General features: G+C 62.9%; 32 protein-coding genes and 1 riboswitch. Of the genes, 14 read left to right on the top strand and 18 right to left on the bottom strand.

Annotation, left to right across the window (positions count from 1 at the left end):
- Positions 1 to 10: 10 nt before the first annotated feature.
- Positions 11 to 886 (bottom strand): MJ0042-type zinc finger domain-containing protein, encoded by an 876-nt coding sequence (locus JQ600_RS33140; protein WP_212269591.1) that lies wholly within the window; start codon positions 884 to 886, stop codon positions 11 to 13.
- 204 nt (positions 887 to 1,090) lie between these two features.
- On the opposite strand from JQ600_RS33140, the gene ftsE reads away from it, so the two are divergent.
- From ftsE to JQ600_RS33125, 3 genes are all read left to right on the top strand, one after another.
- Positions 1,091 to 1,750, top strand: a complete 660-nt coding sequence (gene ftsE / locus JQ600_RS33135) for a cell division ATP-binding protein FtsE (RefSeq protein WP_212269590.1) — start codon at positions 1,091 to 1,093, stop codon at positions 1,748 to 1,750.
- Positions 1,743 to 2,714, top strand: a complete 972-nt coding sequence (locus JQ600_RS33130) for an ABC transporter permease (protein ID WP_212269589.1) — start codon at positions 1,743 to 1,745, stop codon at positions 2,712 to 2,714. Before ftsE ends, JQ600_RS33130 begins: the two co-directional genes overlap by 8 nt.
- Positions 2,715 to 2,830: 116 nt before the next feature.
- Positions 2,831 to 3,544 carry a YdcF family protein gene (locus JQ600_RS33125; RefSeq protein WP_212269588.1) on the top strand — a complete coding sequence of 238 codons (714 nt, stop codon included), beginning with the start codon at positions 2,831 to 2,833 and terminating at the stop codon, positions 3,542 to 3,544.
- A gap of 21 nt (positions 3,545 to 3,565) precedes the next feature.
- Here the strand turns inward: JQ600_RS33125 and JQ600_RS33120 are convergent, their stop codons facing one another.
- The gene (locus JQ600_RS33120; RefSeq protein ID WP_212269587.1) at positions 3,566 to 4,288 is read right to left on the bottom strand and encodes a GrlR family regulatory protein; all 723 of its coding nucleotides are present in this window, start codon (positions 4,286 to 4,288) and stop codon (positions 3,566 to 3,568) included.
- An 83-nt stretch (positions 4,289 to 4,371) separates the two neighbouring features.
- On the bottom strand, positions 4,372 to 4,968 hold the full coding sequence (locus JQ600_RS33115; RefSeq protein ID WP_212392324.1) for a gamma-glutamylcyclotransferase: 597 nt from the start codon (positions 4,966 to 4,968) through the stop codon (positions 4,372 to 4,374).
- A 110-nt stretch (positions 4,969 to 5,078) separates the two neighbouring features.
- Between JQ600_RS33115 and JQ600_RS33110 the strand changes: the two genes are divergently transcribed.
- A complete protein-coding gene (locus JQ600_RS33110; protein ID WP_212392325.1) occupies positions 5,079 to 6,266 on the top strand; it encodes a DUF2125 domain-containing protein in 1,188 nt (395 codons plus the stop codon).
- Positions 6,267 to 6,331: 65 nt separating this feature from the next.
- Here JQ600_RS33110 and JQ600_RS33105 read toward each other — a convergent pair whose 3' ends face one another.
- Positions 6,332 to 6,829: an SgcJ/EcaC family oxidoreductase gene (locus tag JQ600_RS33105; RefSeq protein ID WP_212269584.1), complete on the bottom strand. Its 498-nt coding sequence runs from the start codon at positions 6,827 to 6,829 to the stop codon at positions 6,332 to 6,334.
- Between the two features lie 82 nt (positions 6,830 to 6,911).
- On the opposite strand from JQ600_RS33105, the gene JQ600_RS33100 reads away from it, so the two are divergent.
- The 4 genes from JQ600_RS33100 to JQ600_RS33085 all read left to right on the top strand — a co-directional run bounded on the left by JQ600_RS33100 (position 6,912) and on the right by JQ600_RS33085 (position 9,257).
- On the top strand, positions 6,912 to 7,841 hold the full coding sequence (locus tag JQ600_RS33100) for a LysR family transcriptional regulator (protein WP_312011180.1): 930 nt from the start codon (positions 6,912 to 6,914) through the stop codon (positions 7,839 to 7,841).
- Between the two features lie 242 nt (positions 7,842 to 8,083).
- Entirely contained in the window at positions 8,084 to 8,308 is a 225-nt protein-coding gene (locus JQ600_RS33095; protein ID WP_192738297.1) for a hypothetical protein, read from the top strand.
- Positions 8,309 to 8,731: 423 nt separating this feature from the next.
- Complete coding sequence (locus JQ600_RS33090) at positions 8,732 to 8,989, top strand: hypothetical protein (protein ID WP_212269582.1); 258 nt, start codon at positions 8,732 to 8,734, stop codon at positions 8,987 to 8,989.
- Positions 8,990 to 9,002: 13 nt separating this feature from the next.
- Positions 9,003 to 9,257, top strand: coding sequence for a hypothetical protein (locus JQ600_RS33085; protein WP_212269617.1), 255 nt, complete (start codon positions 9,003 to 9,005; stop codon positions 9,255 to 9,257).
- A gap of 918 nt (positions 9,258 to 10,175) precedes the next feature.
- On the opposite strand, the gene JQ600_RS33080 is transcribed toward JQ600_RS33085, so the two are convergent.
- The 8 genes from JQ600_RS33080 to JQ600_RS33045 form a co-directional block, all read right to left on the bottom strand.
- Entirely contained in the window at positions 10,176 to 10,334 is a 159-nt protein-coding gene (locus JQ600_RS33080; protein ID WP_212269581.1) for a hypothetical protein, read from the bottom strand.
- A gap of 136 nt (positions 10,335 to 10,470) precedes the next feature.
- Positions 10,471 to 11,364, bottom strand: a complete 894-nt coding sequence (locus tag JQ600_RS33075; RefSeq protein WP_212392326.1) for a L,D-transpeptidase — start codon at positions 11,362 to 11,364, stop codon at positions 10,471 to 10,473.
- A gap of 18 nt (positions 11,365 to 11,382) precedes the next feature.
- A complete protein-coding gene (locus tag JQ600_RS33070) occupies positions 11,383 to 12,417 on the bottom strand; it encodes an amino acid ABC transporter substrate-binding protein (RefSeq protein ID WP_212392327.1) in 1,035 nt (344 codons plus the stop codon).
- A 185-nt stretch (positions 12,418 to 12,602) separates the two neighbouring features.
- Entirely contained in the window at positions 12,603 to 13,220 is a 618-nt protein-coding gene (locus tag JQ600_RS33065) for a HutD family protein (RefSeq protein ID WP_212392328.1), read from the bottom strand.
- A 23-nt stretch (positions 13,221 to 13,243) separates the two neighbouring features.
- On the bottom strand, positions 13,244 to 14,293 hold the full coding sequence (locus tag JQ600_RS33060; protein WP_212392329.1) for a malate/lactate/ureidoglycolate dehydrogenase: 1,050 nt from the start codon (positions 14,291 to 14,293) through the stop codon (positions 13,244 to 13,246).
- Between the two features lie 23 nt (positions 14,294 to 14,316).
- Entirely contained in the window at positions 14,317 to 15,258 is a 942-nt protein-coding gene (locus tag JQ600_RS33055) for a prephenate/arogenate dehydrogenase family protein (protein ID WP_212392330.1), read from the bottom strand.
- A 7-nt stretch (positions 15,259 to 15,265) separates the two neighbouring features.
- Entirely contained in the window at positions 15,266 to 16,363 is a 1,098-nt protein-coding gene (gene hisC, locus JQ600_RS33050) for a histidinol-phosphate transaminase (RefSeq protein ID WP_212392331.1), read from the bottom strand.
- Between the two features lie 30 nt (positions 16,364 to 16,393).
- Complete coding sequence (locus JQ600_RS33045; RefSeq protein ID WP_212392332.1) at positions 16,394 to 17,254, bottom strand: chorismate mutase; 861 nt, start codon at positions 17,252 to 17,254, stop codon at positions 16,394 to 16,396.
- A 161-nt stretch (positions 17,255 to 17,415) separates the two neighbouring features.
- A riboswitch (SAM riboswitch) is annotated at positions 17,416 to 17,495 on the top strand.
- Positions 17,496 to 17,582: 87 nt separating this feature from the next.
- Here JQ600_RS33045 and JQ600_RS33040 point away from each other — a divergent pair.
- Positions 17,583 to 18,791, top strand: coding sequence for a homoserine O-acetyltransferase (locus JQ600_RS33040; protein ID WP_212269573.1), 1,209 nt, complete (start codon positions 17,583 to 17,585; stop codon positions 18,789 to 18,791).
- Positions 18,788 to 19,453: a methionine biosynthesis protein MetW gene (metW, locus tag JQ600_RS33035; RefSeq protein ID WP_212269572.1), complete on the top strand. Its 666-nt coding sequence runs from the start codon at positions 18,788 to 18,790 to the stop codon at positions 19,451 to 19,453. Before JQ600_RS33040 ends, metW begins: the two co-directional genes overlap by 4 nt.
- A 116-nt stretch (positions 19,454 to 19,569) precedes the next feature.
- On the opposite strand, the gene JQ600_RS33030 is transcribed toward metW, so the two are convergent.
- Entirely contained in the window at positions 19,570 to 20,436 is an 867-nt protein-coding gene (locus JQ600_RS33030) for an alpha/beta fold hydrolase (RefSeq protein WP_212392333.1), read from the bottom strand.
- A 240-nt stretch (positions 20,437 to 20,676) separates the two neighbouring features.
- Between JQ600_RS33030 and JQ600_RS33025 the strand changes: the two genes are divergently transcribed.
- From JQ600_RS33025 to JQ600_RS33015, 3 genes are all read left to right on the top strand, one after another.
- Positions 20,677 to 21,366, top strand: a complete 690-nt coding sequence (locus tag JQ600_RS33025; protein WP_212392334.1) for a TIGR02594 family protein — start codon at positions 20,677 to 20,679, stop codon at positions 21,364 to 21,366.
- A 161-nt stretch (positions 21,367 to 21,527) separates the two neighbouring features.
- A complete protein-coding gene (locus JQ600_RS33020; RefSeq protein WP_212269569.1) occupies positions 21,528 to 22,007 on the top strand; it encodes a Crp/Fnr family transcriptional regulator in 480 nt (159 codons plus the stop codon).
- Between the two features lie 218 nt (positions 22,008 to 22,225).
- Positions 22,226 to 22,597: a hypothetical protein gene (locus JQ600_RS33015; protein ID WP_212392335.1), complete on the top strand. Its 372-nt coding sequence runs from the start codon at positions 22,226 to 22,228 to the stop codon at positions 22,595 to 22,597.
- Between the two features lie 100 nt (positions 22,598 to 22,697).
- Here the strand turns inward: JQ600_RS33015 and JQ600_RS33010 are convergent, their stop codons facing one another.
- The 3 genes from JQ600_RS33010 to JQ600_RS33000 all read right to left on the bottom strand — a co-directional run bounded on the left by JQ600_RS33010 (position 22,698) and on the right by JQ600_RS33000 (position 23,464).
- Positions 22,698 to 22,931 carry a hypothetical protein gene (locus JQ600_RS33010; protein WP_212392336.1) on the bottom strand — a complete coding sequence of 78 codons (234 nt, stop codon included), beginning with the start codon at positions 22,929 to 22,931 and terminating at the stop codon, positions 22,698 to 22,700.
- A gap of 11 nt (positions 22,932 to 22,942) precedes the next feature.
- The gene (locus JQ600_RS33005; protein ID WP_212392337.1) at positions 22,943 to 23,245 is read right to left on the bottom strand and encodes a plasmid stabilization protein; all 303 of its coding nucleotides are present in this window, start codon (positions 23,243 to 23,245) and stop codon (positions 22,943 to 22,945) included.
- A gap of 69 nt (positions 23,246 to 23,314) precedes the next feature.
- The gene (locus JQ600_RS33000; RefSeq protein WP_212392338.1) at positions 23,315 to 23,464 is read right to left on the bottom strand and encodes a hypothetical protein; all 150 of its coding nucleotides are present in this window, start codon (positions 23,462 to 23,464) and stop codon (positions 23,315 to 23,317) included.
- A 263-nt stretch (positions 23,465 to 23,727) separates the two neighbouring features.
- On the opposite strand from JQ600_RS33000, the gene JQ600_RS32995 reads away from it, so the two are divergent.
- Positions 23,728 to 23,943 (top strand): hypothetical protein, encoded by a 216-nt coding sequence (locus JQ600_RS32995; RefSeq protein ID WP_212392339.1) that lies wholly within the window; start codon positions 23,728 to 23,730, stop codon positions 23,941 to 23,943.
- 29 nt (positions 23,944 to 23,972) lie between these two features.
- Here JQ600_RS32995 and JQ600_RS37310 read toward each other — a convergent pair whose 3' ends face one another.
- The gene (locus JQ600_RS37310) at positions 23,973 to 24,107 is read right to left on the bottom strand and encodes a hypothetical protein (protein WP_283813475.1); all 135 of its coding nucleotides are present in this window, start codon (positions 24,105 to 24,107) and stop codon (positions 23,973 to 23,975) included.
- A 94-nt stretch (positions 24,108 to 24,201) separates the two neighbouring features.
- Complete coding sequence (locus tag JQ600_RS37305; RefSeq protein ID WP_283813474.1) at positions 24,202 to 24,336, bottom strand: hypothetical protein; 135 nt, start codon at positions 24,334 to 24,336, stop codon at positions 24,202 to 24,204.
- Positions 24,337 to 24,706: the final 370 nt, after the last annotated feature.

The following is a 24,706-nucleotide window of genomic DNA, read 5'->3' as shown; positions in this document are numbered from 1 at the left end:
CCGGCCAAGTTTACGCGCGGCCGGCGGCCAGATCCCGCTTGTTGAAGAAGCGTACATCAATATTGCGGCCTTCGGGCGGCGGCGACGCCAGCCGCGACTTGAAATAGGCGCGCTCGCCCGGCTTCAGCACCGGCTGCTCGAGCACCGCGTTCCAGGCATAGATCTCCGCGCCCTGTTCGTCGCGAACGCTAAAGCGCAGCCGCGGCAATTCGACCGGCTTCCTGGTCTCGCCGACGATCATGCCTTCGATGACAAGCACCGGCTTGCCGTCGACGGTCTCGTTGGTGATTTTGATGTCCTTGAACGACAGCCCGCGCAAATTCACCTCGAGCCCGACCATCTTGTAGAACGTCGCGGTCTGCGGCAGCAGCCGCACCACGTCGGTGCGCCAGAACATCAGCGCCACGACCAGTGCGCCCATCGCGGCGCAGGCGACGGGAGCGCCGATCGACGGCATCCGCATGGACGGCAATTTGGGCAGCCGGAACAGCTTGGCCAGCCGCGAGCGGTGGGTGGAAACCGCCTCCTGATGCGCCTCGGCATCCTGCTGGGCGACCGACGGCCAGTCGGCTTCATTTCCCCGGGAACCTTCGCCCTCGGCGGGCCAATCGGCCGAAATCGACGGGCTGTCGACCACGGGGGGGTCCTGCGCCTCTTCCTGGCGGGCCATGGCCTCCCACTCGGCGGCCGCGTCGGCCTCGGCATTTCCGGTTCCCTGGCTGGCTTCCGCCATCGCCGGCACGGCAGGTGCGATCTCGACCGCGTCCTCGGGGCGCGCCAGCCAGGTTTCCTTGCAGCGGGAACAGCGGACGGTACGGCCGGCGGCACCCAGGGTGGCCAGCTTGATCGCGTAGGATGTTGTACAATGGGGGCAGACGATGTGCATGGAGCCCGTTTCCACAGTGTCTTTGGGCCGATGCTACCTAGCGACCGTTAACGAATCGGAAACCATAACGGTCGCACAACCGTTTTGTCCGGCTCGCGCCCAAAGCCTGGGGCTGCGAGCCCCAAGGTATGGGTTTCCGGTCAAGGCCCAGGCAAACGTCGAGGCCGAGGCAGAAGCCGAGGCCCATCTCGAGCGGAGCTGAGCTTGGTTCGGTTCGAAAATGTTGGATTGCGCTACGGGCTCGGCCCGGAGATTTTGCGCGACCTGTCGTTCCTGATCCCGGCCCATTCCTTCCAGTTCCTCACCGGCCCGTCGGGCGCCGGCAAGACCTCGCTGCTGCGGCTGTTATTCCTGTCGATGCGGCCGACGCGCGGTCTGGTCAATCTGTTCGGCCACGACGTCTCGCTGCTCGGCAAGGACCAGGTTGCGGATTTGCGCAAACGCATCGGCATCGTGCTGCAGGATTTTCGCCTGCTCGATCACATGACGACCTATGAGAACGTGGCGCTGCCGTTCCGCGTCATGGGGCGGGATGAATCCAGCTACCGGCGCGAAGTGATCGATCTGTTGAAATGGGTCGGGCTCGGCGAGCGCATGGATGCGCTGCCGCCGATCCTGTCCGGCGGCGAAAAACAACGCGCGGCGATCGCGCGCGCGGTGATCTCGCGTCCGCAATTATTGCTGGCGGACGAGCCGACCGGCAGCGTCGATCCGACGCTGGGCCGGCGGTTGCTCCGGCTGTTCATCGAGCTCAACAAGTCGGGCACCGCCGTGATCATCGCGACCCACGACATCACGCTGATGGATCAGTACGAGGCGCGGCGTCTGGTGCTGCATCAGGGACGGCTGCATATCTATGAGTAGATCCGGTGACGAGCATGGTCCGCTGGTCGATCTCGGGCACGAACGCCCGCAGGTCCCGGCGCGGGCGCGCAACATGTCGCCGATCGTGCCGCGCGCCTCGATCTCCGGCCGCGCGCTGGTCGCGGTGGTCGCGATCATGACGTTCCTCGCCTCGATCACCACGGGCACCGTGCTGCTGGTAAGCGCGTCGGCGGCGGAGTGGCAATCGGAAGTTGCCAGCGAAATCACCATCCAGGTGCGTCCCTCGGCAGGCCGCGATCTCGACCGCGATGCGATCGCGGCCGTCGAGGCGATGCGGGCGCAGCCCGGCATCGTCGAGGTCCGGCCCTTCACCAAGGACGAGTCGGCCAGATTGCTGGAGCCGTGGCTCGGCACCGGGCTGTCGATCGAGCAACTGCCGGTGCCGCGCGTCATCGTAGCAAGGGTGCAGCCGGGCACCACGCCCGACCTCGCCGCCTTGCGCGCGCGGGTGCTGCAGGCAGCCCCCTCCGCCAGCGTCGACGATCACCGCGCCTGGATCGAGCGCATGCGCTCGATGACCGGGGCGACGGTATTCGCCGGCATCGGCATCCTGGCGCTGGTGATCGTGGCGACCATTATTTCGGTGTCGTTTGCAACGCGTGGCGCGATGGCGGCGAACCGCCCGATCGTCGAGGTGCTGCATTTCGTCGGCGCCGGCGACAGCTACATCGCCAACCGCTTCCTGCGGCATTTCCTCAGGCTCGGCCTCGAGGGCGGGTTGATCGGCGGCGGCGCTGCAATGCTGGGTTTTGGTTTCTCGGAATCGATCGCGAGCTGGTTCTCGGGCACGCCGGTCGGCGATCAATTCGCCGCGCTGCTGGGCACGTTTTCGCTGCGTCCGTCCGGCTATCTGGCGCTGGCGGCGCAGGCCGTGCTGATCGCCGCGATCACGGCCTGGGCCTCGCGGCGGACGCTGTTTGCGACGCTGGACGACATTGATTGAAACGTTTTCGAGCGAAGCAATGGCCGGGGACTTGATCCGGGGGAGGGCACCGGACCAGACTCCACTTCGCCCAAAAAACTTCTAGAATTGCGAGCGGAGAGGACAGCAAGAACTGCATGCGTGTGCAACCCGACGATACGTCGCCGAATGCGCCGGCCGTGCGGCCGCGAGGGTGGCTGCGTGCGACCATCGTCGCCACGCTGGCGCTCGGCTTCGTCGGCGCGGCGGTGGGCTTCATCGGCTTCCTGTCGCAACTGCGCGGCGTCGAAATCAAGCCGGCCCGCAATGCCGACGGCATCGTGGTGCTGACCGGCGGCTCGTCGCGGGTATCGGATGCGATGGAATTGCTGGCCGGCGGCTATGGCAAGCGGCTCTTGATTTCGGGCGTGCACCCGACCAACGCCGCCAGCGACATCTCCCGTACGCTGCCCGACAACCATTCGCTGCTGCGCTGCTGCGTCGATCTCGACCGCTCGGCCGTCAATACGCGAAGCAACGCGGCGGAGACGCGGCGCTGGGTCAAGGACCGCGGTTTCAAATCGCTGATCGTGGTGACTTCGAACTACCATATGCCGCGGGCGATCGTCGAATTGTCGCATGCGATGCCGGATATCGAACTGATCCCGTTTGCGGTGGTCGGCGAAAAATGGCGCGACGAGCCATGGTGGACCTCAGGTGCGACCTTCCGTCTGCTGCTGTCGGAATATGCGAAATATGTCGCGGCGGAGGTGCGGGTGCGGCTCGCCGATATCGGCATCGAAGTTTTGCCCGACGATCAGCCGGCCGGTTCGACGGCGCCGCGCCGGCCGGCCACCGCGCAAGCCAATTGATGGTTGTTGCCTGCGCTCTATCTAAGCCGCGCAGATCAGTTTCAGCTCGGCTTCGAACCGGATGCTTCGCTTGCCCGCGAGCGCGGTACCCTCGAGGGTGCCGCCCTCCGCATCGCATGTCCCGGAAAACCCGATTCCGATTTCATGCCCGCCAAACACCGGGTCTTCACCCCGCGCCGGGGTGTGTTCCTGATTGACCATCTGGCCCTTCCAGCGGCCGTTCGATGATGAATACGATCCGAGGTAATAGAAGAAGGCATCGCCGCCGACGATGCGGCCGTTGTTCAGCAGCATGACGCCGGTCAAGCCGCCGGGCACGCCGTCCAGGATTTTGAGGTGAATCGAGTACAGCCCGTCGGAAATGCCGCCTTCGCCGATCGTGCCGGGGGCTGCGAGTTCGCTCTCGTCGAGCGGCGTCATCACGGATCGAAACGTCGCGTTGGGCATTTGCGGCGAGCCGCCCTCAAAGCAAAACGCTTTTCCGACGGCCCGTCCGGTGACCGCAATGGTCGAAATGTCGGAGCCGAGCAGCGATTGATGATCGGCGCCGAAATTGTGCCGGCGGCTGGTCACCTCGACGGCGATCGCCTCGCCGTCGAAACGATAGGTCCCGATGTGGGCGAACCCCGAATTGCCACCCAATAGCTTGCCGTCCCGGACGTAGCTGACGCTGCGTCCGACGGCATCGTTGACCCTGAATTCGCTTTTGAAGAAGCCGTCGAAACGGCGTGATGTCGTGCCCATGCGGGACACCTAGCCCAGAACGCCATTTGCGTCACCCCGTTTTCCACCTCATCGAAGCAGGGTGGCGAAAATGCCGCAAACGCCTATTTCGCAGGCGTTTTCCGGTGCAAGACCGGGTGCGAATCGTGCAGCATCAGTGCCAGCTGATGCAATTGCGTATCGCGAAAACCTTCGGCCTCGATCGCCTTCACCGTTGCCAGCACATAGTCGCGGTTGATGCCGGACTGGCCATGACCCTGCAGCACGTGACGCAATTGGTCCGCCAGCGACAGCCTTCCGGCATACTGCACATGGCCGCGATCGACCACATAGGCCAGCGCGCTGACGCGCTGCCGCGCCTCGTTTTCCAGCCACACCGAGCGCTGCACCTCGCGGTAGACCGAGGTGACCTGTTCGCGCTCGCGCAAGTAGGCGACCGTGGCGGCGCGGTTCTGCTCCGCGACCCGGAACGCGATGCCGCGGCAGGCGCCGCCGCGATCGAGCCCGAGCACCAGGCCGGGCTTTTCAGGCGTGCCGCGATGGACAAAGGAATAAACGCAGAGCGCGCGATGCTCGCCGATCAGCCGGGCCGGCACCCGTTCGACGAATTCGAAGCCCGGCCGCCACATCAGCGAGCCATAGCCGAACACCCAGAGGTCGCCGCTCGAGAATTCCGAATCTTGCAGGGTCATTGCGGACATCGGGCGCCACGGCTACCAGAACAGCTAGGCAAAGCGAAGCGAATTCAGCGGCTTTTGCCCGGGTCTCTACTCGCTTACATTTGACAAAATCATGAGCCAAAGGTCGCCGCATGCCCGACATCACCCCTGCGCCGCGCCGGCGCCCGCTTTGGCGCCTTTTCATCTTGCCCGCACTGCTGGTGGTTGCAGCCATCGCCTGGAGCGGTTTCTGGTTCTATGCGGCGTCCGAGGTCGGCGTGCGCGCCGATGCGTGGCGCGCGCAGGAAGCGAAAGCCGGCCGGATCTATGATTGCGGCAAGCGCTCGGTCGCGGGCTATCCGTTCCGCCTCGAAGTCCGCTGCGAGGACGCCAGCGTGACGCTGGTCTCGCAGACCGCGGGCGCGGGCGCGCCGTTCACGGCGCGGCTCGGCGAGATCATGGTGATCGCCTCGATCTACCAGCCGAAACTCCTGATCGCCGAGTTCAAGGCGCCGGCGACGATTGCCGATCGCGGCCAGCCGCCGTCGCTGAAGGTGAGCTGGAGCGTTGGCCGCAGCAGCGTCGCGGGGCTGCCGGCCGTTCCGGAGCGCGCCTCGATCGTGTTCGACAATCCCTCGATCGAGCGCGTCAACGGACCGGTGCAGACGCCGCTGGCGCGCGCCAACCGTGTTGAACTGCACGGCAGGCTTGCGGAGGGATCATCGATTGCAGATCCGGTGATCCAGACCGCGCTGCAGATATCAGGAGGGAGCATTCAGGAATTGCATCCGCTGCTGGCGACGCCGTTCGAATCCGATGTGCAGACCAAGCTCAGCGGCCTGAAGGATTTCTCGCCGAAGCCGTGGCCCGAGCGCTTCCGCGAAATGCAGGCCGCGGGCGGCAAGGTCGAGATCGTGCGCTCGCGGATTCAGCAGGGCGAACTGGTCGCCGTGGCCGCGGGGACACTGGGCCTCAACGCGCAGGGGCAGATCGAGGGCGAGCTGCAGATGACGGTGACGGGTCTGGAGCGGGTGATCCCGGCGCTGGGTATCGACAAAATGCTGGAGCAGGGCGTGCCGCAGGCCACGCTCGATCGCGTGGCGCCCGGCGTCAAGAGCCAGGACCTCACCAATCTGTTCGGCGCGCTCGACAAGGCTATTCCGGGTCTTGGCAAGGTCGTCAAGCAGAACACCAATGTCGGCGTCGCCGTCGGCATAAATTCGCTCGGCACCGCAGCCGAGCTTGAAGGCAAGAAGGCACGCAGCTTCCCGCTGCGCTTCGTCGACGGCGCGGTGTTGCTGGGGCCTCTGAAGGTTGGGCAGATACCGCCGCTGTTTTGATCGCTTTGCCGCCCCGACATTGGCCGGGACGACGAACGTGGAATCCTCACGCGCCGTGCTGCTTCCTACCGGACGGGTGGCGCAAATGGGGCAATCATTGTGTTGTGAAATGCGGCTACCTGCCACGAGCCGCCATCCCTGACGAATACACGCAAGCTCAACTCCTGATGCGCAGGTAACGATCTTCCGTCCGGGGCGACCAGTCCGCTCAGTTCGTTGGTCACATAAGCGAACGCAATGTCGGGCCTGACCAACCGAATCTTGACGTCCATCGTGCGTTGCGTGGCATTTTTTGCGCGGGCGGCGAAGATGGCCGATAATCCCTTTTCAATCTCGGCGGGACCGCTCATCACGTCACCTCGAACGGTGACGAGACGGGCATCCTGCATGTACATGCGCGAGGCGGCCTTGCCGTCGTGGTTGTTGAATCCTTCTGTCATTTCCACGATGATTCGCCGGATGGCAGCCTCGCTCTCGCCGTCGGGTGTTTGCGCGAATGCGGTAGGCGCCGAAACCAGCAGGGCGAGACCAACGGCATAAACCATGGACAGATGCTGTTTCATGTTTGATCCTGCAATGGTCTGAAAGGTCTGTACGAATATTACTATCGAAGGCCGGCTGGTTGGAGCCGCAAGTTTGCGCGCCGTGTCGGCAAAGATGCGGGTGGACCTGATGTTCGATTGGAACGACCTGCGATATTTTCTGGCGGTGGCCCGCCAGGGCAGCCTCGCCAGCGCCGCCGAGGCGCTTGGCGTCAATCCATCGACGGTGCAACGGCGATTGCGGACGCTCGAAACCGCCATCGGCTGTTCGCTCGCGGAGCGTACGTCAGAAGGTTATCGCTTGACCCCTCCGGGCAAGCAATTGCTGGCGGATGCAGAGCACGTCGAAGCGGCGGTCGACGCGTTGCATCGGAGGATATCCGCGCTCGATTTGACCGCTGCCGGACATGTCAAACTGACCAGCCACGTCACGGTGGGACAGCGCATCATCAGGTCGGGGTTCCTGGATCAGTTTCATGCGCGCCACCCGGGCATCAGGATTGAGTTGATTATGGAACAGCGGGCGCTCGATCTTTCCAAGGGCGAGGCTGATATCGCGATACGGGGAGGAGGTGCCGATAACGGTGCATTGGTGGGCAAAAAGATTGCCGAGGTGCCCTGGGCGATCTTCGCGAGCGCCGCCCTCGTTGCCCGGCACGGCCGTCCGGAGACATCCGGCGACCTCAATAATTTCGGTGTTATCGAGTTTTCCGGAGATATCGAAGGATTGCCCGCCGCGCGTTGGATGAGATCGCACGCGCCGAATGCGCCGATCGTCGCAACCTGCAGCAATATTCCCAGCGTTCATTTGGCCATCAAGTCCGGAGCGGGTCTCGCGCCATTGCCCGCCGTGTATGCGGCGGCAGACCATGACCTCGTCAACGTACTCGGTCCGATCCCCGAACTGAATTATCCGTTGTTTCTGCTTACCCATAAGGATCTGCGGAAAGTGCCAAGGGTAAGCACCGTGTTTGAGTTTTGTCTTCGAGAACTGAAGCCGGTTCTGGTGGGCGGCGAGATGAGACGCCGATGACAAGCCGTCGGGCCTGAAACATCGACGCTCGTCAGCGCCTGGTTCAAAGAACCACGCGCGCGTCCGACGATGCACGCTGCTGTAAATTTTCGAATCGAATAGTTCCGTTTCTGGAACACTCTCTCAACAACCGAGCTGCGCTGACGATGCGTGATTTCTGTCACGGCAGACTCCGAACCATTCGGACATCCTGACGATGGTTGCGGGATGATCCCGCAGCTCAACATGGATGGAGAACTGGAATGACGAACGTTACGAAAAACGATGCAGCCAATCATGAGCTTTCGATCGATGAACTCGACGCCGCGGCCGGCGGCTTTTGGAAGGAACTGGCCGTCGCGGTGGGTGCCGGCGGCGTGACCGGCGGCATGGGCGGCGCGGCGGTCGGCGGCATCGGCGCCATACCGGGTGCCATTGGCGGCGCGCTCCTCGGCGGCATCGGATATTGCATCAGCGCAATCTTTTGAGCTGATTGCGCAAGGCGAGGCTGTCGGATCGTTTTCGATTCAGCAGTCTCGCTTTGGCGATTGCCTTCGCGACGTCACGAGAGGGCGTCGCTTTTTTATGACGCGGCCCCGGTTTGCATCGGCGCGCTACGTCGGCGCGCTCAACCGGGATCGAGCTGGCAAAAAATGACCTCGCGCCATTAATCGCCTTGGATATATATCTTTCAAGTGATCTGCCCGGCGCAAATGGAGTACTCCGTGAAGGGAGTGCTTTACCCCCGAGGGAATGTTGCGCTCGGAAGCACTTTGGTGCTCGGCTATGGCAGCTTCCGAAATCGAGTCCAGATAGGTAAGGCCCGTGATCGGCCGCCAGACGACTCAAACAGTATCGCAAACTGCAAGTTCGGAACTCACCACAAGAGAGGTTGTCCGCAGGAGGAGCAGATGACGAAGCGCCCCTCAGGAGCAATGGGAATCTTGGGTGATCAAAGCCCACTAACAGGCAGCTCGGTGAGAGCGAATGAATGGGAGCTGTCGCTGCCGAAATTTCATCACCAGGCAGAAAGCGACGCGCTCTCAATACCTGATCCCGGTCCAGCGGGCTTTGATTTCGTCCTGCCCGATCAGGACCCCGCGGCTGAAGCGCTGTGGGCTCTGGCAAGAGATTTCATGTGGCGGCGAGCTTTGATGAAAGATGGCTAGTGAACGACTGCTGATGGCCCTGCAATTCCACCGTGCCGTCGATAGTTTGGAAATCTGGAGCGCGAGCAGCGACGGCTTTTCGTTCGTGATCACCCACGAGAGCCGCGCCGGCCCCGGCTTTCACGGACGGCCCGGCTACGTGGCGTCATGGCGTCCGCTTTATCTGGGCAGCGGGGCGATCAAGATCGGCGGATCGCCTTTTTCAACGTTCGAGGAGACCGAGGAAGCGTGCAACCTGATGCTGAAACATCTGACGAGTGAAAGCTGATGGGAGGATTGGGATAATTACGAAGAGGCCGGTCGCCGAGCCCGTTCCGGACCTTATGACGCTTCCAAACAGGTAACTTCTAGCGCAGCGCCAGGGCCGCCCCTGCGCCGCGCTCAAGACGGCCCCAGCGCTCTCCAGCCCCCGCGCTGGGGCCGATCTTGTGAGGGGCTAACCCGGGCGCTGATGGGCTCAGGGCTGAGCAGCGGACGTTGCGCCACCGCATTTTCGCCTAACAATGATGGGTATGTGAACGCAGGGCAGGTGCTAAAAAGCCGGAGCCCTGTCATGTTGAGACTAGTATTTGTTGCGTCCGTACTCATTGCCTGTTCTTCAACCGCGTCCGAAGCACGCCCGCCCCGCATCGTTGGTCAAGCGCCGGGATGCAACGTAACCATGCCGTGTGACTTTTCGAATTCGCCAACGCAACGCGTTAGTGTGAACGCATACGGCCGGGAATCGCAGAGCACAGAACGGCCGGCAATTTTGCCGCGCAATGCAAGGGCGGAAGCGAATAGCGGGCGTGGTCAAATCGTCGGCGGGCGCCCAGCCGGTTGTCCCCGCTCTTTCTGCGGGTGCGGCGCATCCATGCGGGTGTTCGGCCATATCGTGCCCGGATTAAATCTTGCCTCCAACTGGCTGCGGTTTCCCCGGACGGCGCCCGCACCGGGAATGGTTGCCGCGCGACGCGGGCACGTCTTCGTCCTGGAGCAGCATGTCGGAGGTGATACGTGGATGGCGTACGATGCCAACTCGGGTGGCCACGCAACGAGAATCCATGCGCGCTCGTTGCGTGGGTACACCGTCGTTAATCCGCGCGCGACGTAATCCAAGGACTCTTTTGTCGACGAGATGAGTTTTCGTGCGCTGCAAGCGCCTTTCGAAGAATCGAACATTCGCCGCAAGGCGCTTGCAGGAACCTCAACGGGTAATCTTGTGAACCAGCGACTCGATGCCTGCGCGGATCGCAACGGCGGTGACAATCGCAACCACGATGAGCGGCTGGTAGAGGGCGCCGCCCGACGCGGCATCGAGTTCGTCGATGGTCAGTTCGTCGGCTTTTTTGGTCAGCTGTTCCATTTTAGTCCCTCCTGTTGCCGGTGGAGGGGCTATTCCCGCCATCCATCAGGGCAGGAGTAAGCGCGGCAGTTCCCGGTGGCTGTGACGACGGTCACAGCCGGAGTATTGCGCCCGCCGTCGGCGCGCACACCAGCCCCTAGCTCACAAACACCACCCGCGTTTCCAGCGAAACCCGGCGGTACAAATCCTCGACGTCGTCGTTGACGAGCCGGATGCATCCGGAAGCGACGAGGTGACCGATGGTTTTGGGCGAGTTCGTGCCATGAATCAGCAGCCCGGGCTTGTCCAATAGCAACGCGCGGGCGCCGAGCGGACTGCCGGGACGGCCGGCGGAGGCGGCCAACGCGTCGGCATCCCGGGCATTTTGCGCGGAAGAGCGCCAGTCCGGCCATTCGAGCTTGTTGGTGACGCGGAAGAAGCTGCCGCCCTTGAGGCATTCCTGCGCAATCCCGATGCCGTAGCGGCGCGCGGAATTGTTGGAATCGATCAGATAGAGAAAGCGGTTTTCCCGGTCGATCACGATCGAGCCGGGAACCACGGTGGTGCGGTAGAACACCACTTGCCGCTGCAGCGAAAACGGCAGGCCTTCGCCGGTGGAGCCGCCGTCCTCGCCGGCCTTCAGGTCGGCCATCACGACGTCTTCGCGGGCGCGCGCCGCTTTCGGCGGTGGGGCCGTCACGCCGGTGGCGACGACGACGGGCCCTTTGGTGACGACATAGCCATAGACCAGAGCCGACAAGGCGATGGCGGCAGCTAGCGCGCCGGCGCCGACGGCCCATGGCTTCCAGTTCGTGCCTTCCGACAACACTTCGTTGATCTGAGCGGCGTCGCGGCCTTCCTCGACGGCGATCTCATCCTCGATCCGCCGGATCGCGGCTTCGAGGGCGGCGACATTTGAGGCGGCGGCCTCGCGGGTGAGGTGGGACGACCTCGTAATGAGGTCATAGGCGTCCTTGTAGATTTTGTCGCGGCCGAGGGTGTCCTTGCCGGCAACGGCTTTGGTCAGCAATGCATAATAATCCACGGTCATGGCCTGACCCCTGAAGAACTATCTGACGGGAGGCGCGTACTGGATGCCGCCCTGGGTCCAGAGCGCATTCAGCCCGCGTGGAATGCTGAGTTTCGACTGCGTGCCGACGTTTCTCTCATATATCTCGCCGTAATTGCCGACGGCCCGCACGGCGCGCGCGGCCCAGTCATTGGCGAGGCCCAACTGCGTGCCGAATTCGCCTTCGGTGCCGAGCAGGCGTTTTATGTTGGGATTGGCTGATTTCACCGCATCGTCGATGCCAGCCTGTTTGACGCCAAGCTCCTCGGCATTGATCAGGGAATAGAGCGTCCACTTGACCAGGTTGAACCATTGGTCGTCGCCTTGCCGCACCGCGGGTCCGAGCGGCTCCTTTGAAATGACTTCCGGCAGGATGATGTGGCTGTCGGGCGCAGAGAGTTTTAGACGCTCGGCGTAGAGCTGCGAGACGTCGCTGGTCAGCACGTCGCATCTGCGATCGTCATAGGCCTTGAGGCTTTCCTCGGCGGTGGCGAGCGCCAGCACCTTGAGCGGCATGTCGTTGGCGCGGAAATAGTCCGTCAGATTCAGTTCGGTCGTGGTGCCGGTTTGGGTGCACACGGTCTTGCCGCCGAGTTGCAGGGCGGTGTCGATTTTGGCATCCCGGCGCAGCAGGAAACCCTGGCCGTCGTAATAGGCGACGCCCGCAAACATCAGGCCGAGCGAACTTTCCCGCGACATCGTCCATGTCGAGTTGCGCGACAGCACGTCGATCTTGTTCGATTGCAGCGCGGAAAAGCGCGCGGCCGCATCGAGCGGCGTGAACGTCACTTTGGCAGGGTCACCGAAGATCGCCGCGGCGACGGCGCGGCAGATATCGACGTCGAAGCCGCTCCAGGCGTTCTTGTCATCCATGCTGGAAAAGCCCAGCAGTCCCTGGCCGACGCCGCAATTCAGCGTGCCGCGCTCCTTGACGGCGTTCAGAGTCTGGGCTCGCGCCGGATCGCCGCTCGCGAACAGCAGGGCCAGCAACGCGATGACGGGGAGGATGATGGGTCGCTTCTTGGAGCCGGACATTTTTTCCCCGCGATCGGTGGCTGCAGCTTCTTCAGTGGCGGCAAGTTCTTTGGCGGAAGTGGTGTTGGCAAGCTAACACAAGTGGAAGCGTTACCAATGTGTTTCCGGCATATGAATTTTGGACCCGCTCACTTGCGCGATGGGAACTGCGCCGTCGACCGTCATCGTTCCGTGACGCATCCGGATCAGCCGGATGTCCGCACCACGGGAATAACGCTGGCGACGATGGCGGTGCCAAGCCGGTTTGCGACCGCAAAACTTTCTCCGGCATCGATGCGCACCGCGTGGCCGGCTGCGATTTCGCGGGCCTTGTCGCTGATCGACAGTTCGCAGGAAGCTGTCGCAGCATAGACGATGTGAATGCCGGCCGGGCAGGCGTGCGTTGCGCCGTCCAAAAGGCAGCAGAGGTCAATCGCCACGCGCGACCGGTCGCCGATCAGATTGACGACTTCGACGGATCCGGCTTCGAGCCGGCTGACAATACTGGTTTCGCCGGTAAACCGGACCGGCCTGAACGGCTGCCTGACGTCGATCTCTCCAACGGGTGTCCCGAGCACGAGCCCCTCGCCGGAAACCAGCGCCAGCTGGCGGTCATAGCCGCTCAAATCCGAGAACGCGCCCGGCGTCACGATGGCGGTCCGGCTGAAACGCCAGACGATTCCTTCCCAACTGCCGGGCGCGAATCCAGGGAGCATGGATACGGCGATATCGATCGTGACCCCGCCGCCGTTCTTCCAGGGCATATGCCGGTAGCCGGCGGGATCGAGCGCCGTTAGCTGAATCCCGCCGGCAGAGGACTTCATTGCATGCGCCCAAACGGAGTTGCTCAGCTATCGATCCGGATCTGATAGCGCTCGGCGATATCAGTCAACTGGCCCCAGGTCGTGTCATCGATTTCGATGCCTTTGGCGATACGCTGCGCCCGCGCAAGCCGCTCGGGCTCACCGGCGATCAGCACCGGCGATTCCGATTCCGCTGGCTTGGCCGATTTCACCCAGGAAATCATGTCGTCGATCTCGGCCATCATGCTGTCGCGCGTCGAAAGCCTGATAGGGTCGATCACGATGCTCAGCATGCCATTGATGATGCCGCGTTCGGGCGGCGTCGATGTGGTGACGCTAGGCGAGCCGACAATGGCGCCGGCCAGGAGTTCGCACACCAGCGCCAATCCGGAGCCCTTGTGCTCGCCGAACGGCAGCACCACGCCGCGCGGGTCGGTGTACATGACGGAAGGGTCGGTGGTGGGCTGGCCTGCATGGTCGAGCAACGCACCATCAAGCATCGGCTTGCCGGCATTATGCGCCACCCGCACTTTTCCCAGCGCCACGCGGCTGGTGGCGAAATCGAGCAGGATCGGCTCGTTGTTGTCGGTGCCGGGAATCGCGATGCAGACCGGGTTGGTCAGGAATCTTCCTTCGCGGCCGCGGAAGGGCGCAACGCCGGGTGAACCCGAAGCGACATTCACAAAATGCAGCGCCACCATGCCGGCGCGGGCGGCGATCTCGCCATAGGTGCCGACGCGGCCGATATGGTGCGCATTGCGGAGCCCGTTGACCGCGACGCCGTGTTTCCTGGCCGCCTCGATCGCCCATTCCACCGCCTGGCGCGCGACCACCTGGCCGTAGCCGGCGCGGGCATCCCATACCGAGATGGTGCCGGTGTCCGAGACGATCTCGGGCGTCTGGTTGATCTTCAGCGTGCCGGCGTCGAGGTCGCGCACATAGGCGACCAGCATGCCGACGCCATGGCTGTCATGGCCGCGTAAATTGGCCTCGACCAGATGCTCGGCCACGATGGCGGCTTCCGTCGGCGAACTGCCGCCGGCAGTGACTATGCGGTTGGCAAGCCCAAGCAGCTTCGAATGGTCGATGATCATGCTTCACTCCGTCGTGAGCCGGTCTACTCCGGCTTCTTCGTTAAATTCGCGTGCGGGCGGCCGAAGTCGGGCGCCGCCGAATCCTGGCCGATCTCGACGATGCCGCGGCGGATGGCGCGGGTGCGGGTAAAATGCTCGAACAGCGCCTCGCCATCGTTGCGGCGGATCGCGCGCGTGAGTTTTGAGAGGTCCTCGTTGAAGGTGCCGAGCATTTCCAGCACCGCTTCCTTGTTGGCCAGGAACACGTCGCGCCACATCGTCGGATCCGAGGCTGCGATGCGGGTGAAATCGCGAAAACCGCCGGCGGAGAATTTGATCACTTCCGACGACGTCACCTGCGCCAGTTCGTCGGCGGTGCCGACGATGGTGTAGGCGATCAGATGCGGCAGATGGCTGGTGATCGCGAGCACGAGATCATGATGATCCGGCGTCATGATCTCGACCTTGGCGCCGAGGCCGGCCCAGAACTCGCGCAGCTTTTCCACCGCGGCGGGATCGGTCCCTTCCGGCGGCGTGAGAATGCACCAGCGGTTGATGAAGAGTTCGGCAAAGCCGGAATCGGGACCGGAGTGCTCGGTGCCGGCGACGGGATGGGCGGGAACGAAATGGACGCCTTGCGGAATATGCGGGCCCATGTCGCGCGCGATGGCGCCCTTGACCGAGCCGACGTCGGAGACGATGGCGCCCGGCTCGAGGAACGGCGCGATCTCCTCGGCGACCGGTCCGCAGGCGCCGACGGGGATGCAGAGGATCACGAGGTCGGCGCCTTTGACCGCTTCCGCGTTGGTTTCGAGCACGCGATCGACCACGCGCAATTCTTCCACCCGCGCGCGGGTCTTGGCCGAGCGTGCCGAGGTGACGATCTCGCCGGCGAGACCCTGCGCGCGTGCGGCGCGGGCGATCGAGCCCCCGATCAGGCCGAAGCCGATCAGCGCGACGCGTTTGAAGAGAGGTTCAGTGCTCACGTGATGCTCACTTGCCCGCCATAAAGTCTTTGAGGCCGTCGACGACGAGGCGGTTGGCCTCTTCGGTGCCAATGGTCATGCGCAGCGCATGCGGCAGGCCGTAATTGTTCAGCGCCCGCAGCACCAGGCCGCGTTTTGTCAGATACGCGTCGGCATCCGCCGAGGTCTTGCCCTTTTCCTGCGGAAAATGGATCAGCACAAAATTCGCCACGCTCGGCGTCACCTTGAGGCCGAGCTTGGAAATTTCTTCCGTCAGCCAGTTGCGCCAGTGCTCCGTGAAGGTCTTCGACATCTGGACATGCGCGGTGTCCTCGATCGCGGCCACCGCCGCCAGCATTGCCGGCGTCGAGACGTTGAAAGGCCCGCGAATCCGGTTGACGGCGTCGACGATGTTCGCCGGGCCGAACATCCAGCCGATCCGCAACGACGCCAGCCCGTGAATCTTGGAGAACGTATGCGTCACCACGGTGTTTTCGGTGGTCGCCACCAGCTCGATGCCGAGTTCGTAATCGTTGCGCGACACGTAATCGGCATAGGCGGCGTCGAGCACCAGCAGCACATGGTCAGGCAATCCAGCGCGCAGCCGCTTGACCTCGTCGAACGGAATGTAGGTTCCGGTCGGGTTGTTCGGATTGGCGAGCCACACCATCTTGGTGCGCGGCGTGACCAGCTTCAGGATCGCGTCGACATCGGCGGTGAAATTGGTTTCGGCCGCCACGACATTCTTGGCGCCGTTCGCCATGGTCGCGATCGGGTACACCAGGAAGCCGTGGCAGGTCGAGATCGCCTCGTCGCCATGCTTGAGATAGGTGTGCGCCAGCAAATTGAGGATTTCGTCCGAGCCGGCGCCGCAGATGATGCGGTTCGGATCGAGCCCGAAGGCGCGGCCGATCGCCTCGCGCAGCACCCGTGAGGTGCCTTCCGGATAGTCCTCCAGATGACCAGCCGCGTCCTTGTAGGCCGCCAGCGCCTTCGGTGACGGGCCAAACGGCGTCTCGTTGGCGGACAGCTTGAACACCTTGCGGCCGGGCTCGGCCACCGGGCTCTTGCCGGGGGTGTAGGGCGCAATATCGAGAATGCCGGGGTTCGGCACGGGGCGGGACATCTTCTGGCTCCGGATCGTAGGGCGTCTATTTTAGGATTTGGCCGCCCCGTTCGGGGGCACCGTATAGCGTGTTGCGTGGCTGCCGACGAGGGCCGAAGAGCGCACCGACGCGCCGGCCTCGATCAAAGCGGTTTTGATCTTCTCCAGGCCAATGCCTGATATCGACACCAGCAGCGCCGCACCATCGAAGGCGGTATCGGGGACGGCGACGATTTCGGCAAGCGGCGCCAGCGCGCGCGCAATCTCGGCGTTCCAGCCGGAGACGCGCACGCTCCAGGTCTCGACTTCGGTCACCATGGCGTTGTCGGCGACGCGCGAGACCACGAACACCGGCAAGGCTGCCGGATGGTCGGCGCGTTCGAGGAACGGCAGCCGCGCGATGATCTTCGGCGCGCCGTCGGCTTCGAGCTCGATCCACCACGGCGTGCGGCTCGACGTCGCCGAGACCAGCGCCAGATCGCCCTTCGATTTCGCCACCGCTTCGACCGCGGCCTGCGCGCTGAAATGCCCGACGTATGGCACCACGAATCCGAAATGAAACCGCGCCGAATCGCGCATCGCGGATTCGCCGACCGAGACGTCCGCATGCACCGAGAACGGCGCCTGGACGTAGGTGAACGTCGAGATGATGACGCGCCAGATGCTCTCGATGGTGTCGATCGGGAGAATGCCGCGGTGACGCTCCACCAGCCGCCGCATCATGTCGGCCTCGCGCGCCGGGCGGAACGCGGAACCGACCTCCTGGGTCTCTTTCACCTGGATCAACCGATCGATGATGTCGCCGCGCGCCATCAACAGGCGGTGAACCTGCTCGTCGATGCTGTCGATCTCCTGGCGCAGCACCGCGAGGGAGGGCGGGGCGGGGGGTGCCTTCGAGGATCCCTTGGACATGTTCTAGCCTTTAGCGCCGGGGGCCGAAATCACCGGCAAATACAAGGGCATTGATTAGGAAAGACGGCCGCCGAAAGCAAAGAGAAACATCAGCAATGATGGCGCGCCCGGCCGGTTAACCATGGCCCGCCTTGACGAAAAGCTCCCTTCGGACTAGCTTTAGCCTATTCCGTGGTCATTTGAGCCGGCCGGCTTGCAGCCACGTTAAACAACTCGCTAAACAGGCCGGGGACAGAAGTGATCCCGGTCGAACCTTTGTTCAGGCCGGGTTTTTTTATGGCCTGATTTCTGTCCGGGAGGGCCTCCCTTTGGGAGGTCGGTGGCCGAAATGACAAACGTTCAGTCGATAGCCAGCTCCTCGGTGCATACCGAGGAGCGCGCACACGAGGCGGACCATCCGAGTTCGCTGGTGGCGGCGTTCGGCGCCGATCAACCGTTGCGGCTTGATTGCGGCATCGATCTGGCGCCCTTCCAGATCGCCTACCAGACCTATGGCAAGCTCAATGCAGGGCGATCCAACGCCATCATGATCTGCCATGCGCTGACGCTTGATCAGCATGTCGCCAATGTGCATCCGCTGACCGGCAAGCCGGGCTGGTGGGAAATCATGGTCGGTCCTGGCCGTCCTCTCGACACTGACAAGTATTTCATCATCTGCTCCAACGTGATCGGCGGCTGCATGGGTTCGAGCGGTCCGGCCTCGACCAACCCCGCGACAGGTAAGGTGTGGGGACTGGATTTTCCGGTCGTCACGATACCGGACATGGTGCGGGCGCAGGCCATGCTGCTCGACCGCCTCGGCATCGACACGCTGCTCTGTGTTGTCGGGGGCTCGATGGGCGGCATGCAGGTGCTGCAATGGACCGCGGCCTATCCGAAACGCGTGTTCTCCGCGCTCCCGACCGCGTGCAGCACGCGCCATTCGGCGCAGAATATCGCGTTCCACGAGCTTGGCCGGCAGGCAGTAATGGCCGATCCGGATTGGCATGGTGGACGCTATGTCGATCAGGGGACGCATCCGCATCGTGGCCTCGCGGTGGCGCGGATGGCCGGGCATATCACCTATTTGTCGGACGCCGCGCTGCATCGCAAGTTCGGGCGGCGGATGCAGGACCGGGATCTGCCGACATTTTCGTTCGACGCCGATTTCCAGGTCGAAAGCTATCTGCGTTATCAGGGCTCGTCGTTCGTCGAGCGCTTCGATGCCAACTCCTATCTCTATCTGACGCGGGCGATGGATTATTTCGACATCGCCGCCGATCATGACGGCGTGCTGGCGAAGGCGTTCTCCGGCATTCAGACGCGGTTCTGCGTGGTGTCGTTCACGTCAGACTGGCTGTTCCCGACCTCGGAATCGCGGGCATTGGTGCATGCGCTCAACGCATCGAGCGCGCGGGTGTCGTTCGCCGAAATCGAAACCGATCGCGGTCACGACGCCTTCCTGCTCGACGTGCCCGAATTCTTCGACATCTCCCGTGCCTTCCTGGAGTCCGCTGGCAAGGCGCGTGGCCTCGAAAATGGTGGCGCTGCGTCATGAGTATCCAACAGGCGTTGCCGCTCACGGGCGTCACACCCGGCCGCACCGGGAACTATCGCAGCGATCATTTGCTGGTCGCCGAAATGGTGCAGCGCGGCTCCAAAGTGCTCGACGTCGGCTGCGGCGATGGCGAACTGCTGCAGCTTTTGGAAAGCCGCGGCATCGACGGCCGCGGCATCGAGCTGTCGCGCGAGGGCGTCAACCGCTGCGTCGCCAAGGGCCTTGCGGTGGTGCAGGGCGACGCCGACACCGACCTCGTCAATTATCCCGACGACGCCTTCGACTACGTGATCCTGTCGCAGACGCTGCAGGCGACCCGGCAGCCGAGGGTGGTCTTGGAAAACCTGCTGCGGATCGGCCATCGCGCCATCGTCTCGTTCCCGAATTTCGGGTTCTGGCGGATGCGTCTGCAGCTATTGGTCGGCGGCCACATGCCGCGCACCGAAAACCTGCCCGCGACCTGGTACGACACGCCGAACATCCATTTCTGCACCATCAAGGATTTCGTCCAGCTCTGCGAACAGATCAACGTCAAGATGGAGCGCGCGGTCGCCCTCGATCTCTACGGCCGCCCGTTGCGGCTGAATTTGCCGTGGTGGTTCTGGAACATGTTCGGCGAGCAGGGTGTGTTTTTGCTGAGCCGGGCGGAGAAGGGGAAATGACGCCCGCCGTCATTCCGGGGCGCGCGTAGCGAGCCCGGAATCCATTCATCCACGCAACTAGTCGCTCAATGGATTCCGGGCTCGTGCTACGCACGCCCCGGAATGACGGAAAGAGGCTACCCCGCCACCATCGACCTCGGATCCCGCACCGGCCACCTCCCGGCCTCCACCAGCGCGATAAACCGCTCGACCATTTCGTTGAACAGCGCCGGCTCTTCCAAGTTGAGCACGTGGCCCGATTTCGGGAAAAACGTCAGTCCCGCCGCCGGCAAATGCTGCTTCAGGAACAGGCTCGGCTCGATGCAATTGTCGTCCTCGTCGCCGCAGATGATCAGCGCCGGCGTCGGCACGTTGCGGATCGCGTCGGTCAGGGTGTAGATCGAGGGGCGGCCGCCCTGAAAACTGCGCATGGTGTTGGCCGAGCCTTTGGCGTCATGGCGCGCCAGCGCGGCATAGAAATCGGCGTGGCCGCGCGGGTCCTTGACCAGGAACGGAATCCGGCTCGGCGCCTCGCGCGTCACTTTGGCGACCTCCACCGAGCCGATTTTCTCGTACTGCTCGGCATTGGCAACGCATTGCTTGCGGAAGGCTTCGAGATTTTCGATTGCAGAGCCGGAGCCAACGCCGGCCAGCGTCATCGACATCGCACGCTCCGGGGCGTTGAGGCCGACCTGCAGCGACGAATAGGCGCCCATCGACAACCCGACGAAATGCGCCTTTGCGATCCCGAGGTGATCGAGCACCGCGAGCGCGTCGGTGTAGAAATGCTGGTAGGTGTAGACGTCCGATGTCGGCGGCACGTCGGAAGGCGTATAGCCCCGCGCCGAATAGGCGATGCAGCGGTGGCCGCGCGAGAAGTAGCGCATCTGCGGCTCCCAATTGGTGTGGTCGGCCGCGAATTCATGCAGGAAGATGATCGGCGTTCCCGTGCCCGCTTCTTCGAAATACAGGCGGACATTATCGCTGGTGACGGCATGGGGCATTTAAGGTTCCTCTTGGTTTTGGCACGTTCTCCGGCCTCGAAAATTGCAGTTAATGCTCTGGGCCGCAATGCGGCAGGCTCGTTTCTTTTTGGCCATCAAATGGGCGCGGAATCACCCCGGAATCGTTTCCGCACCGCCGCATGAAATCTTCCTCCCGCCACAGCCAAAAATTCAAACCCGTCGCCGCGTTCGTTTGTCCACGAACGTTGCGGGATTGTGGTGTGTCATAGAGGATCAAAGATGCTTCAGTTGTTTGCGTTTCGCCGGTCGCTTCGTGTCCTTGCGCTGGCGTTGTGTTCGGTTTCGATCGTAGTCATTGCCACGCCGGCGTCAGCCCGGCCCCACCATGGCGCAGGGCGCCACGTCCGCGGCTACCACGCCGGTCACCATGCACGGCATTACGCCCGCCACCATCACCGGAAGATCGCGCGCCTGTCGCGCTGGGAGCGCGGTGTCGCGCAAATGCAGGCCGGCGGCTTTGCCGATGCCAACGCAAACGTTGATGCCAGCGCAACCTTTACCGATCATAATTCGACCCTGACGCCGCCCGGCGGCGTGATGGCGCCGAGCAACTTTGGTTCCTCCAACGTCGTCGCCGAGGCGCGCCGGTATCTAGGCGGCAACCCGACCGGGCGCGGCAGCCTGTGGTGCGCCCGCTTCATGAACATGGTGCTGCAGCATTCCGGCTATCGCGGCACCGGCTCGGACATGGCGAAATCGTTCGCCAGCTACGGCCAGCGCGTCTCCGGCCCGCAGGTCGGCGCCATCGCCGTGATGACAAGGGGCCGCGGCGGCGGCCATGTCGGCGTGATCACCGGCATCGACGCCAAGGGCAACCCGATCATGATCTCCGGCAACAACGGCAACCGGGTCCGGGAAGCGCCGGTCTCGCGTGGTCGGATCTACGCCTACGTGATGCCGACGAGCTGAAATCGTCATTGCGGTCGAACCGGATGATGGGCGCAGGCGCGTCGGCGCCGTGCCCATCATGGCCTCGCCGAAGCAAGCCGGCGGGCAGCCTCCGCCCTCGCTGAGCAGCCCATCGGGCCTGGCCCGCTTGCCGCCGCCGGGCGCGCGGGTATATTGGTCCGATGGCTGTCAGCTCCCCAGATCTGAAAGCGTTCCTGCTCGCCACGCCTTTCTTCGGTGGCCTCTCAGACGCAAGCCTCGATCTTTTGATCTCAATGCTGGCCGAGCGCCGCTTCGACGCCGGCGCCACGGTCGTCGCGGAAGGCGAGGCGGGTCGATCGATGTTCATCGTTCACTCCGGCCAGCTGGTGGTGAGCAAGCTGCTGGAGTCCGGGCGCGTCCTGCGCATGACGGGTCTCGAGCCCGGAGATTTTTTCGGCGAAATGACGCTGATCGAAATGCAGAACCGGTCAGCCACCGTCGTCGCGGAGAGCCCGACCGTGCTGTACGAACTCACCGCCCGGCAACTCTACGCCTGCTACAAAGCCGACATCCACGCCTATGTGATGGTGATGCAGAACATCAACCGCGAGCTTTGCCGGCGGCTCCGCCGCGCCGACAAACGCATTGCCGAGTTGCAGATGCTTCGCACGAGTGATTGACACAGCCTCGCGTGCGTCAGGTGGGCTGAGCGCGCTGCAGGGCGCTACATCCACCCCGACAGGCAAATCGGAACCTTCGGCCGATCAGACCGGGAACCGGCAGGCTCGGCTGCGCGCATTGCAGCCGCATTGGTTTCACTGAATGGCCACATCGGAATCAGACCCCAACCAAACTTCGTGGATAGGAGTCCCTTCAGTCAAACTGAAAAGGAGTGAGCATGCGCATCGTTACGGCATCCGTCATCATTGCCGCCCTCTCTCTGGGCGCGCCAGCCATCGTGCAGGCACAGGGAACCCCCTCGCAGTCCCAGGGAAGCCCCTCGCAATCCGAGGAGCAGCCCTCGCAGTCCAGCACCGTCATCCGGAGCATCCAGGTCGTCGACGTCAAGGATCTGCAGCCGGCGGTACGTTCGAAGGTCGACGAACTCGTGGCTCAAACCCGCGAGGAAGACATTCAGTCGCTTCGCAAGTCCATCGACGCGACGCCGGAAGCGGCATCGGTGCTCAAGGCCAAGGGCCTGACTTCGTCACAAGTCGTGGCCATCAACATCGCCGACGGCGTTCTCACGATGTTTGCCAAGACGGCCTGACCGGGAAACCTCATTAAAACTTAGATGCGACCATTAAGCCCGCCGGGCGTGAATCCGGCGGGCTTAATGCCGTCATCCTCGTTGCAGCGACATCGCGGTATCAAAGACGGTCGCGCAACCCGCTGACCCCGTCGTTTTGAGCGCAATGGTCGCAGCAGTAGAAGGTGCCGGCCTTTTCGAGGCCATGACCGACGATGCGCGTTCCACACTGCTTGCAGGTTGGTGCAAGGGCAAAAATGGCGCACTCAAAGCTATCGAAAGTGTGCGATTTGCCGTTCATCACGACCTGAAAAGCCTTGTCGTACGAATTTCCGCAGGTCTCGCAACTGGCCATCTCTCGCCTCCTTAAGCTGCACGTCGTTTACGGGTCTGTGCCGCCGTCTTCGCCGACCGGGAACGTTCCGCCGCCGGGCGTTTGGCGGCGGCCTTTCCACCGAGCTTGCCGCCCTTGCGGGACGGGGCGTGGTCCACCTTCTTGCCTCGCCCGGACCCGCTCTTTCTGCCGCCATGGGTTTCAGCGTTCACGGTAGCCCAGGCCCGCCGCTCGGCTTCGTCGTGGGAGACGCCGCGCTGCTCGTAGCCCTCCTCGATGTGCTCGGCCTGACGCTTTTGCTTGTCGGTATAGGATGATTTGTCGCCGCGCGGCATGATCCCTCCTTCGTTGGTTGATGCAAAAACACCATCGGTGCTGGAGAGTTCCTATCGATGCTTCCGTGCTTAATGCCTCTTGAAATACTGAACTTCGCGTTCATGTTTTTCAGCCGCGGCGCGGGACTTGAAGGTGCCGAGATTGCGTCTCTTCCCGGTCTTGGGATTGATCTTGCGGGAATAGAGCCGGTATTCGCCCGAAGCTAATTTACGGATCATGACGTTTCTCCGGAGCCCCCAAAGCACACTCGTGCGATGAACGCTTTGCGCGTACCGAAACAAACGGCCTCTCAATTGCCCTGGTTCCCCGCTCGATGTCCGCTTCCAGCCACAAAAAGAATCGGCAGGAATATCGGAACGATTCTTCTCCGGGCACGTTGATTATTCGAGTGATACAACGAGGGAGAAATCCACCGGAAATATCATCTCAAAAGCCCCGTCAGTTACACGTGTAGCTGGCGGGGTTTTGGTTAGGAGGCCCGATGTATGCGCTATTTGAAGGCGACAAGCAGATCGGAAGTGCCTTCCCCTACCGAGAAAGAGGTCTGGGAGCAGCCCTGATAGAGGGGCTTGTGACGGACGTTCCGGTTGCGGATGAGGAAGGCGGCCAGGTGATTCCCAGCGGTTATCACGTCGCCAGGGTCGAAGAGCCCTGCGACCCGCGGCCCGATTGGAAACTTCCGCGCGATATCTCCTGACGCCGGCGCTTTGTGAAATCCGGCAGGCTCTACACAATCCAGTAGATTGCCATTCCAACAGCCACCAGGGCCATAACCCCAGCGGTCAGCATCCCGTAGTTCCGCTCTTTCTCGGTCGGCAGCGCTTCTCTCGCAGCGTCCTCATGAATCAGATCGTGTTTCATAACGCACCTCCAGGTTCAAACCGAAAGCACGAATCGTTCCGGCCCTCGAAGCGGGCTAACCAGAAACTCCCACCCACCCGATGGCTCAGGCGGTTCACGTCACCAGATCGACGAACACGTTGAGGAGCGACACGATCAGCCCGGCTGAAGCAACGGCCGTGCCGAGGTCAACAACCTCAATGAGAGCCTGCCGCTGTTCGTCGTCCAACAGTGAGAAGACTTTGCGCATGGTGTCCTCCACCCCATGTAAACTTTCTGAATGGCCGCCGGTTCCATTTGGATGGCCTATGCCCGCGGACGGGCACAGCAGGCGCGACAAAACGACCCGACGGGCAAATCAGTTGCGATTATCAGAAATGATGTCAAGTCATAAATTTCTGAAAATCAAAAATATTCTCCTTTCCTTCGACCCAAATCAGGGGCACATCTATGCCCATCCCGTCCCACTCAGAGGGCGTCGGCCGTCGTCACGGACGTTGGACGGGTTGCGGTGGACGCTGGTTTACGCCTCGACGACGGCGTGGATAAGCGTACGGCAAAACCGTGTGGTCCTGGCACCCGTTGCAGGTGTCAAGCCGTCGGGTAGGCGAGAGCTGAAC

This window comes from Bradyrhizobium sp. AUGA SZCCT0176, from assembly GCF_018130145.1.
Taxonomy (GTDB): domain Bacteria; phylum Pseudomonadota; class Alphaproteobacteria; order Rhizobiales; family Xanthobacteraceae; genus Bradyrhizobium.
This window is presented reverse-complemented; position numbering and strand designations above follow the sequence as displayed.

Bases quoted from the DNA above. Each gene is read 5' to 3' on its own strand.
- JQ600_RS33140 (WP_212269591.1), bottom strand. From the start codon at position 886: ATGCACATCGTCTGCCCCCATTGTACAACATCCTACGCGATCAAGCTG.
- JQ600_RS33130 (WP_212269589.1), top strand. From the start codon at position 1,743: ATGAGTAGATCCGGTGACGAGCATGGTCCGCTGGTCGATCTCGGGCAC.
- JQ600_RS33125 (WP_212269588.1), top strand. From the start codon at position 2,831: ATGCGTGTGCAACCCGACGATACGTCGCCGAATGCGCCGGCCGTGCGG.
- JQ600_RS33120 (WP_212269587.1), bottom strand. From the start codon at position 4,288: ATGGGCACGACATCACGCCGTTTCGACGGCTTCTTCAAAAGCGAATTC.
- JQ600_RS33115 (WP_212392324.1), bottom strand. From the start codon at position 4,968: ATGTCCGCAATGACCCTGCAAGATTCGGAATTCTCGAGCGGCGACCTC.
- JQ600_RS33110 (WP_212392325.1), top strand. From the start codon at position 5,079: ATGCCCGACATCACCCCTGCGCCGCGCCGGCGCCCGCTTTGGCGCCTT.
- JQ600_RS33105 (WP_212269584.1), bottom strand. From the start codon at position 6,829: ATGAAACAGCATCTGTCCATGGTTTATGCCGTTGGTCTCGCCCTGCTG.
- JQ600_RS33095 (WP_192738297.1), top strand. From the start codon at position 8,084: ATGACGAACGTTACGAAAAACGATGCAGCCAATCATGAGCTTTCGATC.
- JQ600_RS33090 (WP_212269582.1), top strand. From the start codon at position 8,732: ATGACGAAGCGCCCCTCAGGAGCAATGGGAATCTTGGGTGATCAAAGC.
- JQ600_RS33085 (WP_212269617.1), top strand. From the start codon at position 9,003: ATGGCCCTGCAATTCCACCGTGCCGTCGATAGTTTGGAAATCTGGAGC.
- JQ600_RS33080 (WP_212269581.1), bottom strand. From the start codon at position 10,334: ATGGAACAGCTGACCAAAAAAGCCGACGAACTGACCATCGACGAACTC.
- JQ600_RS33075 (WP_212392326.1), bottom strand. From the start codon at position 11,364: ATGACCGTGGATTATTATGCATTGCTGACCAAAGCCGTTGCCGGCAAG.
- JQ600_RS33070 (WP_212392327.1), bottom strand. From the start codon at position 12,417: ATGTCCGGCTCCAAGAAGCGACCCATCATCCTCCCCGTCATCGCGTTG.
- JQ600_RS33065 (WP_212392328.1), bottom strand. From the start codon at position 13,220: ATGAAGTCCTCTGCCGGCGGGATTCAGCTAACGGCGCTCGATCCCGCC.
- JQ600_RS33060 (WP_212392329.1), bottom strand. From the start codon at position 14,293: ATGATCATCGACCATTCGAAGCTGCTTGGGCTTGCCAACCGCATAGTC.
- hisC (WP_212392331.1), bottom strand. From the start codon at position 16,363: ATGTCCCGCCCCGTGCCGAACCCCGGCATTCTCGATATTGCGCCCTAC.
- JQ600_RS33045 (WP_212392332.1), bottom strand. From the start codon at position 17,254: ATGTCCAAGGGATCCTCGAAGGCACCCCCCGCCCCGCCCTCCCTCGCG.
- JQ600_RS33040 (WP_212269573.1), top strand. From the start codon at position 17,583: ATGACAAACGTTCAGTCGATAGCCAGCTCCTCGGTGCATACCGAGGAG.
- metW (WP_212269572.1), top strand. From the start codon at position 18,788: ATGAGTATCCAACAGGCGTTGCCGCTCACGGGCGTCACACCCGGCCGC.
- JQ600_RS33030 (WP_212392333.1), bottom strand. From the start codon at position 20,436: ATGCCCCATGCCGTCACCAGCGATAATGTCCGCCTGTATTTCGAAGAA.
- JQ600_RS33025 (WP_212392334.1), top strand. From the start codon at position 20,677: ATGCTTCAGTTGTTTGCGTTTCGCCGGTCGCTTCGTGTCCTTGCGCTG.
- JQ600_RS33020 (WP_212269569.1), top strand. From the start codon at position 21,528: ATGGCTGTCAGCTCCCCAGATCTGAAAGCGTTCCTGCTCGCCACGCCT.
- JQ600_RS33015 (WP_212392335.1), top strand. From the start codon at position 22,226: ATGCGCATCGTTACGGCATCCGTCATCATTGCCGCCCTCTCTCTGGGC.
- JQ600_RS33010 (WP_212392336.1), bottom strand. From the start codon at position 22,931: ATGGCCAGTTGCGAGACCTGCGGAAATTCGTACGACAAGGCTTTTCAG.
- JQ600_RS33005 (WP_212392337.1), bottom strand. From the start codon at position 23,245: ATGCCGCGCGGCGACAAATCATCCTATACCGACAAGCAAAAGCGTCAG.
- JQ600_RS33000 (WP_212392338.1), bottom strand. From the start codon at position 23,464: ATGATCCGTAAATTAGCTTCGGGCGAATACCGGCTCTATTCCCGCAAG.
- JQ600_RS32995 (WP_212392339.1), top strand. From the start codon at position 23,728: ATGTATGCGCTATTTGAAGGCGACAAGCAGATCGGAAGTGCCTTCCCC.
- JQ600_RS37310 (WP_283813475.1), bottom strand. From the start codon at position 24,107: ATGAAACACGATCTGATTCATGAGGACGCTGCGAGAGAAGCGCTGCCG.
- JQ600_RS37305 (WP_283813474.1), bottom strand. From the start codon at position 24,336: ATGCGCAAAGTCTTCTCACTGTTGGACGACGAACAGCGGCAGGCTCTC.